Origin of the sequence: Petrimonas sp. (genome assembly GCF_963921705.1) — a bacterium.
Taxonomy (GTDB): domain Bacteria; phylum Bacteroidota; class Bacteroidia; order Bacteroidales; family Dysgonomonadaceae; genus Petrimonas; species Petrimonas sulfuriphila.
The window spans coordinates 1421025-1437929 of the sequence record NZ_OY997410.1; the positions used below are offsets into that span (position 1 = coordinate 1421025).

9 protein-coding genes are annotated in these 16905 nt (G+C 45.4%); 7 read left to right on the forward strand and 2 right to left on the reverse strand.

Going from position 1 to position 16905, the window contains the following annotated elements:
• Window positions 1-133 precede the first annotated feature (133 nt).
• Window positions 134-2056 carry a molecular chaperone DnaK gene (dnaK, locus tag AACM02_RS05920; RefSeq protein ID WP_214025313.1) on the reverse strand — a complete coding sequence of 641 codons (1923 nt, stop codon included), beginning with the start codon at window positions 2054-2056 and terminating at the stop codon, window positions 134-136.
• A gap of 222 nt (window positions 2057-2278) precedes the next feature.
• On the opposite strand from dnaK, the gene AACM02_RS05925 reads away from it, so the two are divergent.
• Window positions 2279-3799: a DUF4301 family protein gene (locus tag AACM02_RS05925; protein ID WP_339116366.1), complete on the forward strand. Its 1521-nt coding sequence runs from the start codon at window positions 2279-2281 to the stop codon at window positions 3797-3799.
• A gap of 40 nt (window positions 3800-3839) precedes the next feature.
• On the opposite strand, the gene AACM02_RS05930 is transcribed toward AACM02_RS05925, so the two are convergent.
• Window positions 3840-6755, reverse strand: coding sequence for an insulinase family protein (locus AACM02_RS05930; RefSeq protein ID WP_339116367.1), 2916 nt, complete (start codon window positions 6753-6755; stop codon window positions 3840-3842).
• Window positions 6756-7085: 330 nt separating this feature from the next.
• Here AACM02_RS05930 and AACM02_RS05935 point away from each other — a divergent pair, with 330 nt between their 5' ends.
• The 6 genes from AACM02_RS05935 (at window position 7086) to AACM02_RS05960 (ending at window position 16898) form a co-directional block, all read left to right on the forward strand.
• Window positions 7086-11438 (forward strand): CusA/CzcA family heavy metal efflux RND transporter, encoded by a 4353-nt coding sequence (locus AACM02_RS05935; protein ID WP_339116368.1) that lies wholly within the window; start codon window positions 7086-7088, stop codon window positions 11436-11438.
• 49 nt (window positions 11439-11487) lie between these two features.
• The gene (locus AACM02_RS05940; protein WP_339116369.1) at window positions 11488-12621 is read left to right on the forward strand and encodes an efflux RND transporter periplasmic adaptor subunit; all 1134 of its coding nucleotides are present in this window, start codon (window positions 11488-11490) and stop codon (window positions 12619-12621) included.
• Window positions 12622-12724: 103 nt separating this feature from the next.
• The gene (locus AACM02_RS05945; protein WP_339116370.1) at window positions 12725-14662 is read left to right on the forward strand and encodes an OmpA family protein; all 1938 of its coding nucleotides are present in this window, start codon (window positions 12725-12727) and stop codon (window positions 14660-14662) included.
• 75 nt (window positions 14663-14737) lie between these two features.
• Window positions 14738-15661, forward strand: coding sequence for a J domain-containing protein (locus AACM02_RS05950; protein WP_339116371.1), 924 nt, complete (start codon window positions 14738-14740; stop codon window positions 15659-15661).
• Complete coding sequence (locus tag AACM02_RS05955) at window positions 15658-15951, forward strand: chaperone modulator CbpM (protein WP_214062720.1); 294 nt, start codon at window positions 15658-15660, stop codon at window positions 15949-15951. Before AACM02_RS05950 ends, AACM02_RS05955 begins: the two co-directional genes overlap by 4 nt.
• Before the next feature lie 44 nt (window positions 15952-15995).
• Window positions 15996-16898, forward strand: coding sequence for a DUF4835 family protein (locus AACM02_RS05960; protein ID WP_339116372.1), 903 nt, complete (start codon window positions 15996-15998; stop codon window positions 16896-16898).
• Window positions 16899-16905 lie beyond the last annotated feature (7 nt).

A 16905-nucleotide genomic window follows, 5' to 3' on the forward strand; every position in this document is an offset into this window, starting at 1 on the left:
AAATATGGTACAAATGTATGATAAAAAACAATCAAAAACAATAGCCTTCGAGAATTATTTAAAAACAAAATAGGCTGCAAACACTTGGTTTATAGCCTATTTTTATTATTTGTTGATTATTTCTAATCGCCTTTTACTTCACCTCTTCGAAGTCGACGTCGGTCACATCACCTTCCTGGCTTCCGCTTGGATTGCCTCCGGGCTGTTGCCCGCTGAAATCCTGGGGACCGGCTTGTTGTGCCCCTGCTTGTGCGTTGGCAGCATTGTACATGTCCTGGGAAGCAGCCTGAAATGCTGTGTTGAGTTCGGTCATATAGGTGTCGAGGTCGGCAATGTTTTGAGCCTTGTGGGCTTCTTTCAGCTTGTTCAGCGCGTTTTCGATAGGCGCTTTTTTGTCTGCCGGGATCTTGTCACCGTATTCTTTCAACTGTTTTTCGGTTTGGAAAATGGTTGAGTCGGCCTGATTCAGTTTGTCGATACGTTCTTTCTCTTTCTTGTCGGCTTCGGCATTGATAGCAGCTTCCTCTTTCATTCGTTTAATTTCCTCTTCGCTCAAACCCGAAGATGCTTCGATACGGATTTTCTGTTCTTTTCCAGAAGCCTTGTCTTTTGCCGAAACGTTCAGGATGCCGTTGGCATCAATATCGAAAGTAACTTCAATCTGTGGAATGCCACGCGGTGCAGGTGGAATGCCGTCGAGGTTGAACACGCCGATTTGCTTGTTGTCGCGCGCCAGAGAGCGTTCACCCTGTAATACGTTGATTTGTACAGAAGGTTGATTGTCGGCGGCAGTAGAGAACGTTTCCGACTTCTTGGTCGGAATGGTGGTGTTAGCATCAATAAGTTTTGTCATCACACCACCCAGAGTTTCGATTCCCAACGACAGCGGAGTAACGTCCAGCAACAACACGTCTTTCACTTCTCCCGTGAGGACGGCGCCCTGAATGGCTGCACCAATAGCTACTACCTCGTCGGGGTTTACACCTTTGTGCGGTGATTTTCCGAATAACCTTTCAACCAATGCCTGAACAGCAGGAATACGGGTTGAGCCCCCTACAAGGATGACTTCGTCGATATCTGAATTTGTTAATCCGGCATCTTTCATTGATGTCTGGCAGGGTGCTACACATTTTTGCAACAAGTCGTCGATCAGTTGCTCGAATTTTGCGCGGGTAAGGGTTTTTACTAAATGTTTGGGAATCCCGTTTACCGGCATAATATACGGTAAATTAATCTCCGTGCTGGTTGTGCTGGATAGTTCGATTTTTGCCTTTTCAGCCGCTTCTTTTAGTCGTTGTAACGCCATGGGGTCTTTCCGCAAGTCGAGGCCTTCATCTTTCAAAAATTCTTCGGCAAGCCAATCGATAACCCGATGGTCGAAGTCGTCTCCTCCCAGGTGAGTATCTCCATTGGTCGATTTCACCTCGAAAACACCGTCACCCAATTCCAGGATCGAAATGTCGAACGTGCCGCCTCCCAGGTCGAACACGGCAATTTTAGAGTCCTTGTGCTGTTTGTCCAGACCGTAAGCCAGGGCGGCTGCCGTAGGCTCGTTTACAATGCGGCGCACGGTTAACCCCGCAATCTCTCCGGCTTCTTTGGTAGCCTGACGTTGCGCATCGCTAAAATATGCGGGCACGGTGATTACGGCTTCTGAAACGGATTGTCCGAGATAATCCTCAGCTGTTTGTTTCATTTTCTGAAGCACGATTGCTGAAATTTCCTGCGGAGAATACAATTGTCCGTTAATGTCTACACGTGGGGTATTATTGTCGCCTCTAACTACTTTGTAGGGAACGCGTCCGATTTCTTTTTGCACCTGGTCGAATGTTTCACCCATAAACGTTTTTATGGAGTAAACGGTGTGTTTGGGGTTGGTTATTGCCTGACGTTTTGCCGGGTCGCCCACCTTTCGTTCTCCGTTTTCGACAAAAGCCACAACCGATGGTGTGGTACGTTTTCCTTCATTGTTAGGGATTACAACAGGCTCGTTGCCTTCCATCACCGAAACGCAAGAGTTTGTGGTTCCTAAGTCTATTCCTATTATTTTTCCCATAATTTATATATATGTATTTAATTGATTAATTTCTGATCCATAGCTTCTTTTTAATCATTTTCAAATCTTATGCCAAAAAACGATATTTGAAAAGAAACTGACAGATTGTCGGTAATATTTTAACAGACGTGTGGATATGTATTTAAAGTTTTTCGTTACCTTTGAAGTGTTTCTGTGAAAGATTTAAAATCGAAAATAATTTTCAACACAATATAAGACAGTATGTTTACAAAGGAAGATTTAGCGTTGTTACGGAAAAAAAATATTTCACAACAGCAAATTGATGCTCAGTTGAATTGGTTGAAGAAAGGCTTCCCTTTTCTGAAAATACTGAGTGTTGCATCGGTTGAAAAAGGGATTTTGCGTGTATCTAAAGCCGACGAGGAGGAATATCGGATGGCTTGGCGTGATTCTTTGGATGCGGGTAAAAAAGTCACCAAGTTTGTACCCGCATCGGGTGCTGCAAGCCGTATGTTTAAAGACTTGTTTACCTTTTTAGATGATGGTAATGATGTGCCTGAAACTGCTTTTGTTAAAACATTTTTCAACAATATAGGGAAGTTTGCCTTTTACGATGCGCTCAACGAAACCTGCAGGAACAATTTTGGAAAAACAGTTCCGGAACTTATTGATTCGGGCAAGTACAAACAAGTGGTGAGAGCCTTGCTCTTTCCTGACGGATTGAATTACGGGAACCTGCCCAAAGGGTTGCTTTTGTTTCACAGTTACGAAGAAGGAAATAGAACACCGGTGGGTGAACAGATGACCGAAGGTACCTTATACGCAAAAGATAAAAACGGTGTGGTGAATATTCATTTTACAGTTTCGGAAGAACACAAGGAGTTGTTTGAATTGTTGGTCGCTGCCCGGAGGTTGGGGTACGAATTAAAACTCGGTGCTAAATTCAGGGTCTCATACAGCGTTCAAAAGCCTAGCACCGATACCCTTGCCGTGGATATGGAGAATAATCCATTCCGCGATGAGGGCGGATCGTTGCTTTTCCGTCCCGGGGGACACGGTGCGCTGATCGAAAACCTGAATGACATCGATTCCGATTTTATATTCATTAAAAACATCGATAATGTTGTTCCAGACCGGTTAAAAGAAAGCGAAGCCTTATATAAACAACTTTTGGGTGGAGTGTTGGTGAAGATGCAGCAACGGGCGTTTGGCTACCTTGGAGAGTTGACTTCGGGAAAATGTAGCAACGGAAAGTTGCAGGAAATTTTGAAGTTTACCGAGAACGAACTTTGTATAACTTCTTCCGACAAATCTTTTGCCAATGAAGAAGAGTTGAGGGACTACCTGATTGCTAAACTTGATCGTCCATTTCGTGTGTGCGGCATGGTGAAGAACGAGGGTGAGCCGGGCGGTGGTCCGTTTATTGTTGAAAATCCTGACGGAACCGCTTCTTTGCAGATTCTGGAAAGTTCCCAAATCGATATAAACGATGCCAGGGCTGTGGATGCTTTCAAGCACGGGTCGCATTTCAATCCCGTGGATTTGGTTTGTGGCGTGAAGTGCTATAAAAACAACAAGTTCGATTTGACCCAATTCGTGGATAAGAACACCGGATTTATTTCGCAAAAATCCAAAAACGGAAAAGAACTGAAGGCCCTGGAGCTTCCCGGCTTGTGGAACGGTGCCATGAGCGACTGGAACACCATTTTCGTAGAGGTGCCCGTCAGTACCTTTAATCCGGTAAAAACAGTGAACGATTTGCTGCGGCGGGAACATCAGTAAAAGCATTTAGGGCGCCATTTGGCGCCATAAATGCTTTATCCTAATACCCGAACAGCTCTTCCTGCGAAACCTTTTGGATAGGCCCGTATTTCTCGAGCGCTTTCAGGTCTAAATCCGCTTCCTTGCCCAATATATAATAGGTGTACGTACGGTTTTTCACCCATTCCTCCTGGAATGCTTTTACGTCGGAGAGTGTCATGGACGGCACTTTTTCGAAAATCTCTTTTCGCCTATCCACTTTCAAGCCCAGGTCCTGTGCATAAACATAGTTCCACAGCACATCTTCCTTGATAATCCTGTTGGTGCGCAAACGGGTAATCAAGCCTTCTTTGGCCAGGTTAAACGCATTTTCTGATAACGGCATATCTTTCAGAATAAGGTGGAATGCCTGTAGTGCATCGTCCATTTTATCGTTTTGAGTAGCAATAAACGTTCGCATCGTGTAGGGGTATTTCAATTTCGACGGAGCGTTCAGGTACGCATTTGCCGAATAAGCCAGTCCGCGCGCTTCGCGCATTTCCTGAAACACGATCGCATTCATGCTTCCGCCAAAATATTCGTTGTATAATTCACGCGTAGCTTCGACTTTCGGATCAAACAGCCGGCCGTCGTTGGAAACCATTCCCAGGTAAATCTGTTTTGCATCGTATTCGGCTAAAAGCACTTTGTTCTCGTTGGTTTCTACTTGTTTGAACCGGTCGGTTTCGGGTACCGGTTTTAACTTTGCCGGGACATTGTGTAACGAATTGAGTGTGGATAGCAGTTCTTTTTCGTTTTCAGGACCATAATACATAATCCGGTGCTCAAAACCGTTGAGGCTTTTGATGCGTGTGGTCAGTTGCTGCGGATCCATCGATTTCAATTCTGCTTCCGACAATATATTGTTATCGGGAGAGTCCGCTCCCCAGGACGCATACTGGGTTAATTTGCTGAAATTAGCCCCTTGGTTGAGTTTAGCATCGCCGCGTTTCTTCAGGATATCTGCCGACAGGTTGGCGAATGCTTCTTTATTTACTTGCGGATCGGCCAGCAGCTCTTCGAAAAGCGCAAGAGCCTTGCTCATGTTTTCTGCCAGGCCATCGAGCAAAACATATACCCTTTCTGTCCCCGGAAAAACGTTGAACGAGCAAGCCAGACTGTAAAAATTGGCTTTGATCTCTTCCGGTGATTTTGTGGATGTGCCCAGGTATTTTAAATAATCGAAAGCCGTACCCAGGGCTTTATCGTGGTTATTTCCCATGTCGAACACATAAATCAGGCTGAAAATGCCGTTGGTTACATTCTGCTTGTAGAGCACGGGGATCTTTGATTTGGCAGTCAGTATTTTCATGTCCTTATCGAAGTCGAGAAACACAGGTTCAATGGGTGTGACCCTAGCGTCCTGAATTTCTTTTACGAATGTGCTTACCGCATCACGATTGGTGGCAATGGGCGTGATTTGTGGTTTGTCGATCTTTAACTCCGTGGGATCTTTTCCTTCGCGTTTATAGATTACGGCATAATTGTTGCGAAATTTTTCGTTGGCAAAATCCACGATCTGTTTTTTAGTGATTTTTGCGATACGATCGATCCGGGTTACTTCGTTGGCCCACTCCGTCCCGTTGATGAATGAGTTTACAAACCAGTTAGCCCGTCCTCCATTGCTCTCTATTCGATACATCTCGCTCAGCTTCATGTTGTTGATAGATGCAGTTATCAGTTCCTGGGGAAAATCACCTTTTTTCAGTTTTTCCACTTCTCCCAGCAACAAATCTCTTACCTGCTCAAGTGTCTGTCCTTTCTTGGGCGTGGCATTCATAACAAAAGCGCAGTGGTCTGCCATGCTGTAGGCACCCGAATATGCAGAAAGCACTTTTTGCTGCTGCAGCAGGTTCAGGTCGATTAATCCGGCTTTTCCGTTATTCATAATTAGGCTGATGATATCGAGCATGTCTTTGTCGGGTGTGGCCCATCCACCCATTCGCCAGCCGAGGGTCACGTTTTCGGCTTCCTGCCCCAACACATCCGTTTCAACCGGCTTTGTTATAGGTTGCCCGGCAGATGGTTCTATAACTGGCAGGCTGGGATTAGGTTTCATCTCTCCGAAATAGGTATCGATAATCTTGATCATTTCATCAGGATCAAAATCTCCAGCAACGCAGATAGCCATGTTGTTCGGAACGTAGTAGGTCTTGTAGTAGTTTTTAATGTTTATGATTGACGGATTCTTCAGGTGTTCTTGTGTGCCGAGCACGGTCTGTTTACCGTACGGGTGGTGAGGGAACAGTGAGGCAAGCACTTTTTCGTACACTTTCCGGCTGTCGCGGGTGAGTGACATGTTTTTCTCCTCATAAACCGTTTCCAGTTCTGTGTGAAAACCACGAATCACATTGTTTTGAAAACGGTCCGATTGTATTCTTGCCCAATTTTCGATTTGATTCGACGGTATATTTTCCGTATAAACCGTCATGTCAAAACCCGTATAGGCGTTTGTCCCTGTTGCCCCGATAGTCTTCATCAGTTTGTCGTACTCGTTGGGGATGGCTAGCTTGGATGCGGCGTAGGAGATACTGTCAATTTCCTTGTAAATGGCTCTTCTTTGGGTATCGTCTTCTGTATTCCGGTATTTCTCGAAGAGGCCTTCAATCTCTTTTAGCATCGGCTCTTCCTGCGTGTAATCCTGGGTGCCGAATTTTTTTGTGCCCTTAAACATCAGGTGTTCGAAATAATGAGCAAGGCCGGTGGTTTCTGCCGGATCGTTTTTCCCTCCCACTCGTACGGCAATATAGGTTTGTATACGGGGGGGTTCAGGATTCACGCTCATGTAAACTTTCAACCCGTTATCCAGGGTGTAAATACGTGCACTGATCGGATCATTGGGAACTGTCTTATACTTCAGATCACTGTTCTGAGAGAATACGCTCGTGGAAATAGTAGCGATTAAGACAATAATTGCGAATGAGGTAATTTTTTTCATAGGTTACAATTTAAAAATGAGTACGTTGTGGTTTTTCCCTTTTGGGAAAGCTACGATGATGTCGTACAAAGATAGTGTTATTTTGCTGCAATCACCAAATAAAACTTGAATTTTTATTGTTCAGTGAGTAGGGAGAAAACTTTAAAGGTTTATGCTACGTCTGAATTTTAAGCCGTTTATTTTTTGATAGATAAGTGGCTTTTGCGTGACTTGCTTATTTAGAACAAGAAAAAATTAAAATACTGGATAAATAAGATTTGATTTATCTTGCATTTTTTTGTTCATTTGTGTAGCTTTCAGAACATTATATGAAAACTTTTTCATGCGTTTATGTTAAACAAGATAATTCGGTTTAGTGTCAGGCACAAGCTGATAATCATACTTTTCACAATTACGATTATTGGTTTCGGAATATTTGCATTAGCCAATCTTTCCGTAGGCGCGGTTCCTGACATTACCAACAATCAGGTACAGGTAATTACCACATCAGCCAACCTTGCGACGCAAGATGTGGAGCAATACATCACTATGCCTGTGGAGTTAGCCATGGCAAACCTGCCGGGTGTGAAGGAGATACGTTCCGTATCGAAATTTGGATTATCGGTAGTCACCATTGTTTTCGATGAAAAGTTAGGTACTTACCTACCGAGACAACTGATTGCCGAAAAAATATCGGAAGCGTCTGAAAATATTCCCCAGGGCTTTGGTACACCTGTTATGGGGCCGGTTACTACTGGCCTGGGCGAGATTTACCAATACATTCTCGATGAAAAACCGGGTTATGAAAACCGTTATTCCATAACCGACTTGCGGACCATTCAGGACTGGATTGTGAAAAGACAACTGTCGGGAATTCCCGGAGTAGTGGAAGTGAATACATGGGGAGGATTTCTCAAACAATACGAGATTGCCGTTAATCCGGAGTTGATACGTAGTCAGGGAATTACGTTGATGGAGGTCTTTGATGCTATCGATAAGAACAACAACATAACCGGCGGCTCATACATCGAAAAAAACAACCAAAGTTATTTTATACGTGGCGATGGAGCTATAAAATCGCTGGAAGACATCCGAAGTATTGTGGTGAAGAACAGAAACGGAATACCGGTACTGATCGGCGATATTGCCGTAGTGCAGTTCGGACATGCGAACCGTTTTGGAGCCATTACTGCCAACGGCGAGGGCGAAAAGGTTATGGGCCAGATTATGATGCTCAAAAACGCCGATTCAAAAAAAGTAATTAAAGCTGTACACAAAAGGGTGGCAGAAGTACAAGAAACTCTTCCGGAAGGGATTTTTATCAATCCCATTGTTGATCGGAGCGAGCTTATCGGACGCACTACGATGACCGTCTTCGAAAACCTGCTGTTCGGATGCGTTATTGTAATCCTGGTGGTTTTGCTTATCCTGGGAAACCTTCGTACTGCGATGATTATCGCCTCCATCATCCCCTTGTCGTTACTTTTTACGTTGTCGTTGATGTACATTTTCGGTATTGATGCTAACCTGATGAGCCTGGGCGCACTCGACTTCGGGATTATTATTGACGGTGGGGTGATCATAGCCGAGTTTATTGCGCTTAGTCTCAATAACCACTATGATGATGCAAATAGGCTGCACGGGCAGGAAAGAAAAGACTACATCGATGAGATTACGATCAATGGCGCATCCAAAATGATGAACTCCGCTATTTTCGGACAAATCATTATCCTGATTGTTTTTGTGCCGATTATTTCGTTAACGGGAGTGGAAGGGAAAATGTTCCGTCCGATGGCACTCACGTTTTGTTTTGCCGTTATTGGGGCTTCTCTATTGGGGATGACATGGCTGCCTGTGGCATCAGCCTTGTTTATGAAACCGGGGAAAAACGGAGAAAAGAATGTCTCCCGGGTAATGCGGCTGGCTTACAAAACATACAGACCGTCCATTGAATGGGCGTGTGGACATAAAAGGATGATCGTTATCGGTGCTTTGGTTATGCTGACGGTTGCCTTGCTTCTTTTTGGTAAGCTTGGGGCAGAATTTACGCCTACGCTTGATGAAGGTGACTTTGTGATTCAGCCGGTGCTGAAAACAGGGACGTCATTGAGGAAAACCATCGAGATGACTACGCAAATGGAGGCAATATTAAAAAAGGAGTTTGTGGAAGTCGACCAGGTGGTGAGCCGTATAGGTGCTGCAGAGGTTCCCACCGATCCGATGTCGATGGAAGAGATTGACATGATCATCAAGCTCCGTCCGAAGAAAGAGTGGAAGAACGCCGGGAGTAAAGAAGAGCTTGCCGATAAGTTTAAAGAGGCCCTTTCGGTTTTTCCGGGTATCGAATACGAGTTTACACAACCCATAGAGATGAGATTCAATGAGTTGGTTACTGGAGTGCGCTCAGATATTGCTGTGAAAATTTTCGGTGAAGATTTGGATTACCTGGCGGAAAAGGCCGTGGAGATTGCAGCACAGGCCCGTATGGTAGAAGGAGCTGCCGATGTTATTGTTGAGAAAACGGTAGGCTTACCACAAATGAGGGTAACGTACAATCGCGAAAAACTGGCGTACTACGGTGTTTCCATAGAATCGCTCAACCAATACCTGTCGATGGCTTTCGGCGGACAAATTTCGGGGACGGTTTTCGAGCGGGAGCGCAGATTTGATCTGGTTGTTCGTTTTTTGGAAGATTTCCGCCAGGATATTGATAACATAAGGCAGATGTATGTGAATCTTCCCGATGGAAACCAGATACGGTTAAGTGAGTTGGCTCAAATTGAATACTCTTCCGGTCCAGCAAAAATTTCGCGTGACAATACCCGGCGGCGGGTGGTGGTGAGTGTGAATGTGCGAAACCGTGACTTGCAATCGGTGGTGCAGGATATTCAGCAAAAAGTGCAGGAGAACGTAGATTTACAATCGGGGTATTATGTGGTTTATGGAGGCCAGTATCAGAACCTTAAGAATGCATCTACCCGGTTGATGATTATTGTGCCTATCGCCCTTGCACTTATATTTTTATTGTTGAACTTCGCTTTCAATTCGTTGAAAGAAACAATAATAATCTTTTCAGCCATTCCGCTTTCTATTGTCGGAGGTATACTCCTGCTCTGGTTAAGGGGAATGCCGTTCAGCATCTCGGCCGGGGTAGGGTTTATTGCGTTGTTTGGTGTGGCTGTGCTGAACGGAATTGTTTTAATTGAACACTTTAAAGAGTTGCGCCATAAAAACGGAGGAATGAAAATGCACGACATTATTGTACAAGGCTCTGTCGACAGGCTTCGGCCCGTTGTCCTTACAGCGGCTTCTGCTGCGATGGGCTTCCTGCCTATGGCGATTTCCACATCGGCAGGAGCGGAAGTTCAACGCCCGCTGGCCACGGTTGTTATTGGTGGGTTAGCTACTTCCACTTTCCTTACGATGATTGTCTTGCCGCTGCTTTACGGATATTTTATGAATGACGAGCGCAGAGGGAGAAAAAACCGTTCAAGGAAAAGAAATGTGACGAAAGCGAAGTTTTGGCTTGTCCCGGTTTTGATGACAGTTTCTGTTACAGCTTTTCCCCAATCGAGTGAACTTTCGCTGGAGGAAGCCATCGCAACCGGAATAGCCAACAACCGGCAACTGAAAACTTTCGAATTGCAGGTACAGCGGAGCAAGGCGTTTGTCCCCACAGCTTTGAATATAGGGAAAACCGGGGTGTATTACGGCAGGGATGCCAATAACATTGCCGAAAACAATCATCCGCTGTATGTGGTCGGGGTATCGCAGGAAATAAATTTCCCTACCGTTTATGCCGCGCAATACAAGGCCAACCGGGCAGGGGTTTCGGTTTCACAAGCAGCTTATGAACTTGAACGACAAAGGCTCAGTAAGAACATAACGCAAGCGTATTATCAAGTGATATATCTGCAAAACAAACAACAACAGTATCGTTTTATCGCCGATATTTACCGCAAGTTTTCACGATCGGCTGATGCGCAATACAAGCAAGGTGAAATTGCGTACCTGGAAAAACTGAATGCAACTGCTAAACAACAACAGGTTGATATTCAGCAAAAACAAATTGACGCCGACCTGCAGATCGCTTACCGGCAGTTAAGCTTGTTTTTACAGCCCAAAGAAGATATCCGGGTTCCACTTCAGGAACTGGAGCCGGTTTTGTTGAACAAGGACATCCAGAACAATGCCGGGCTCAAACTGGCCAATGAACAACTCAGCTACGAGCGTGCCTTACTGGATGTTGAGAGAAATTTGTGGCTGCCCGATATTAGCGTCGAGGTTTTTAACGGAACGAACCGGTTCGCAAACGCGAAAAGTTATTGGGGCTGGCAGGTTGGAATTTCTGTCCCGCTGTTCTTTGGAGAACAGAAAGCCAGGGTCGCTTCGCAAAAACACAGCGTTATGATGGCCGGTTACTCCAGGCAGCAGTATGAGGTGCGGTACAACTCTACGTATGAACAACTGCGCAACGAACTCGAAAAATACCGTCAGAATATTGATTACTACCAAACGTCGGGAAAGCAGATCAGTGATGAGCTGATTAAATTTGCCACGTCAAGTTACGAAATAGGGGAGATTGACTTCTTCCGTTATATACAGAGCCTGGAAAATGCTACGCAATTGAGGTTGGATTATTTAGACAACCTGGCGAAATACAACCAGACGGTAATTGCGCTCAATTACTTGATAGTTGAGTGAACCGGCGGATAAAGGGCAAGAGGTAAGAAAAACGTAAAAAGACAGCAAGATGCGATTTTATAAACATTTCTTTTGGGGAGTTTTGGTTTCCGTAGCTCTTTTGGGTTGCGGTAACAAAAAGTCGGGTAGCGAAGCCGGAGATTCTACCGGAGATTCTGCGTTGGTAGCAATTTCCAACCGCCAGTTTGAAGCGATGCAAATGGAATTTGGTGAATTGCAGGAAGCGCAATTCCACGAAAGTGTGAAGGTGAACGGGTATGTCATCTCATCGGTAAGAGGGCAGGCCCAGGTTACCAGCCGAATTCCGGGGACGATAAGGATTATTTCCCGTGAGTTGGGTGATTTTGTCTCTGCGGGAAGTGTGCTTTGCACTGTCGAAAGTAACGATTTTATTGTGCTGCAGCAGGATTTTGCTACGATAAGCAATCAGTTCAACGAAGCAAAAAAGGCTTACGAACGATTGCAAACGCTTTATAGGGACAGCATCGCAGCCCGTAAAGATTTCATCGCTGCCAAAAGTGCTTACAACAGTTTGTTGGCACAATACAACGGGATGAAACATCGGTTGAGTCTGCTTAACGTAGATCCGGCGCAAATAGAAAAAGGGGATTTTTATCGGATACTCGAAGTCCGTTCGCCTATTGACGGATATATTACGCAGGTCAACAGTATGATCGGAGAATACGTTACGCCTGAAAAAATGCTGATGACTATTGTCAATGCCAATCAGTTCTATCTTCAACTGGATGTATACGAGAAGGATATCGCACAATTGGCTGTCGGTCAAAATATCCGGTTTTATAACTCCAGTAATCCGTCCGAGAAGTTCAGTGCGAAACTGACCAGAACAGGGAAATCTATCGATCCGGAAAAGAAAACCATTGTGTGTACAGCGCAAATAGAATCGATTAACAGCGGTTTTGTAAACAACATGTATGTTGAGGCAGAGGTGAGTGTGAAAGAATATACGGCAAAAGGGATTCCCGGGGATGCCCTTGAAGCGTTGGCGGACGGAACGTACCGGATTTATTTGCTTGAAAAGAAATCGGGAGATAATATATACCTTAAATCCGTCTCCGTCACCACTGGGTTGACATCCAACAACATGGTGGAGATAAAAACGCCGCTTCCCACACAACAGGTTTTAGTAAAAGGAGTATATAACCTTCCGGCAACGGAATAGTCCCCACGGTTTTCACACAATATTTCCGTCAAAAACGAGTTATTAAGGAAAACAACCGGATTTGGAACTAACTCGAAAAATATACCCTTTATGCCTCTTGGGGGTGCTATTACTGGTTTCGTGCCGCTCGGCAAAACTGAGCGATGCCCGTGCACAATACATTCGGGGAGAGTATTTTGTAGCTTCTGAAACCTATCGGAAAGTGTACAGGAACATTAAGCCTGATCAGCATCCGCTGCGCGGAGTGGTAGCTTACGAAATGGCGGAGGCCTATCGCCGAATGAATGTTGCTTCCCGTTCGGCTAACGCGTATGCCAATGCCATCCGGTACAAGTATCCCGATACGCTGGTTTATTTGCGGTATGCGCAAATGTTGCACAAAGAAGGAAGATACCTACAGGCACAAAAGGCTTACGAAGATTTTCTGGCTCTGGATCCGGTAAATTTATTGGGAATAAGTGGATTGCAGGGGGTGAAGGATGCGGTGGAGAAAAAGAAAGCGCCGTCGCGTTATGTAGTAAAACGGATGGACCTGTTCAACTCGAACCGCGGAGAGTTCAGTCCGGCGTTTGCTAAAGACGATGCCGTGCTTTATATCACCTCTTCGCGCGAGGATGCTCGGGGTGATTCGATCAGTAACATCACGGGGATGAAGAACAACGATATTTTCATTGTCACCAGAAACGATAAGGGCGGCTGGATGAAGCCGGAGATTTTGGAGTCGGAAATCAATACCCGGTTCGATGAAGGGACACCCTCGGTTTCCGCAGATGGCAATTACCTTTTCTATACCTTCTCTCCCGTTTATTCTCACCGGGCAACCACTCCCAAGATATACTGTTCACGACGCGGTAGCGGAAGCTGGAATGCCGGACAGGAATTGACTGTATCTGCCGACGATACGCTTTCGGTTTTCGCACATCCTTCCGTTTCTCCGTCGGGCGATTATCTCTATTTTGTTTCCGACATGCCTGGAGGATATGGCGGAAAAGATATCTGGCGGGCCAGGATGGATGGCCTCATCGTTCTATTTACGGAAAACCTGGGTCCGGAGGTAAACACGCCGGGCGATGAAATGTTTCCGTACATTAAAAACGACACGACGTTGTACTTCTCGTCTGACGGACACCCGGGGATGGGAGGACTGGACTTGTATGAAGCCAGCTTGCACGGCAGCACCAATCGGTGGAGGGTCCAGCACATGGATTTTCCCCTTAATTCGTCGATGGACGATTTTGGCATCACTTTCGAGAAAGGGAAACTCCGCGGGTTTTTCAGTTCAAACCGTAACGATGCACGCGGGCACGACCATATCTATTCGTTCGAATGCCCGGATGTCGAGATATTTGTGGAGGGTCTAGCCGTGGATACGGAAGACAACTTCATTCCCAACGTTAAAGTGTCGGTTGTTGGCGATAACGGTTTCCGGCACGAATACATTACCGGACAAGACGGAACCTACCGTTTCCGTGCGGACAAGGGTGTGAATTATCTTTTTATGGCCCGTGCAGAGGGATTCCTGAATAGGAAGAAAACGCTGAGTACATTCGTTGAGGAAAAAGATACGGTTTATTTCGTGGATTTTGAAATGATCCCTTACAACAGGCCTGTTATCCTCGAAAATATATTCTTCGATTTTGATAAAGCGGAGTTGCGTCCCGAGTCAAAAAAAGAACTGGACGGACTTATAGGATTGTTAAATGACAATCCGTCAGTAACCATCGAACTTTCCGCGCATACCGACAGGAAAGGGGCCGAAGGATACAATCAGGACCTTTCGTTACGCCGCGCACAGTCAGTGGTACGGTACCTTATCGGCAAGGGAGTGGATGAGCGGCGATTATCGGCGGCAGGTTTTGGGAAAACACAACCTAAAACGGTTTCTGCAACCATCGCGGAAAAATACGGTTTCCTGAAAGAAGGGGATAGGCTGGATGAGGCATTTATCGAAAAGCTGGCACCCGAGCAACAGGAGATTGCAGACCAGATTAACCGGCGGACAGAATTCAGGGTGACCGGCTCATCCTTTGGATTATTTTGATCGTTATATTTTCGTGTGAAGGAGCAGTAATAAAGGCGCATTTTTTGCTATATTTGTATCATAATAATTTTAAAAATGGCATATATTGATTACTACAATATTTTGGGCGTAAGTAAAAATGCGTCGGCCGATGACATTAAAAAAGCCTACCGGCAAAAGGCGCGTAAGCTGCATCCGGATTTGAATCCAAACGATAAGGAGGCGCATAGGAAATTTCAGCAACTCAACGAAGCGAACGAAGTGTTGAGCGACCCTGAAAAACGGGCAAAATACGATAAATACGGAGAAAACTGGAAACACGGCGAGGAATACGAAAAAGCGCAGCAGCAATATCAACAGCAACAGCATCAATGGGGTGGACAACAGGGGGAGCAAACTTTCTACACCGAAGGTGATTTTTCGGATACCGATTTTTCTGAGTTTTTTCATTCGATGTTTGGCGGTGGTTTTACACAAAGGGGAACCAGGCGTACGAATAGAAAGTACAAGGGGGGAGACTATCAGGCAGAGTTGCGGTTATCGCTCCGCCAAGCCATGTATACCCATCAGCAAACGCTTAACCTTGACGGGAAAAATATACGTATAACTATTCCTGCAGGGGTTACAGATGGACAAAAGATAAAGCTTGCCGGATACGGCCAGCCGGGAGTAAACGGCGGGCCTAACGGAGATTTATACATTACGTTCGTTATTGAAGACGACCCGGAATTCAAGCGGCTTGGCAACGATCTATACACGTCGGTTCATGTTGGGTTATACACGGCCGTTCTCGGTGGAGAAATGACCGTAAATACGCTTGACGGACAGGTGAAAATGAAAGTAAAGCCTGGCACACAGCCTGAAGCGAAGGTTCGCTTGAAAGGCAAAGGTTTTCCGGTATATAAAAAAGATGATCAGTTCGGCGACCTTATCGTGACAATGAAAGTAGAGGTACCCAAAAACCTCTCGTCAAAAGAGCAGGAGTTGTTTGTCGAATTATCTAAACTGAACCAACGATGAACGAAAAAAGAATTTTATACAGCGAATGCATCCGTATTTATGAAGTAGAAGGATCGTTTCTCGATTCACTGGGCGAACTGGGGTTAATTCGCTTGTTGGATTCCGGTGACTCCCGGTTTGTGGAATACGACGAGTTGGAAGAACTGGAACAATTTGTCCGCTGGCACAATGAGATGGATATTAACGCGGAAGGTATTGAGGCGCTGTATTATATGCTTGTACGGGTGAAATTGCTTCAAGATGAAATAGATAGTTTGCGGAACGAATTGCAGTTTTACCGTTCGATGTAATTGAAATAATATCAAAAAAAGGAGCCACCGTCAGGCATAAGTTTATGAAGAATGCCGTTTTTTCTGTTATTTTCTGGTTTATAGCTGTTGGTTGTACGATGGCCCAGAATCTCAATGCCACTGTCTCTGTCAACAGTTCCCAGATACAGGGAAACCGGCAGTTGTTTAATACACTCGAAGAGCAGTTGAGGATATTTATAAACGATGGAAAATGGACGGATACGCATCCTCCGGCACATGGAAAGATTGATTGTTCGTTTACCCTCGTCGTCAATGAGATGTCATCTCCTTCGTCGTTTAAGGGAGAGCTGCAGGTTCAGGCACGAAGGCCTGTTCCCGGTGCATCATACAAGACGCCGTTACTGAATTATCGTGAGCCTTCCTTTTTGTTCGATTACATGGAATATCAGTCGTTGGAGTTCAATCCCGACAATATTCCCAACAACCTGGTTGCCACCATCGCCTTTTATGTCTACCTTATTCTCGGACTCGATTATGATTCGACGTCGCCTCTGGGAGGCACGGATTGTTTCCGCCAGATGCAAATTATCGCCAGCAACGTTCAATCCAACAACTGGAGCGGATGGGAAGCATTTGGAAGTGAACGGAGCAAGTATGCCATTGCTGTTGCTTTCAACGAACCCGTATTTGAAGATTACCGGCGGATGTGGTATGATTACCACCGGGCAGGATTGGATGAAATGGCGGCAAACCGTGAAAAAGGTCGTCAAAAAGTTGTAACTTCGCTGCCCGTAATCTCTTCGATATATGACCGCCGTTCCAACTCTGTTTTGGTAACGCTTTTTGGCAATGCCAAACTGGACGAGCTGGTAAATGTCGTTACTGACCTGCCGGTGCATGAAAAGCGAGCGGCGTATGAAACGCTCCGGAATATTTATCCGACGCAGACAGCCGCTTTGGAAAGATTACAACGAACAAACCGCTAGGAAATTT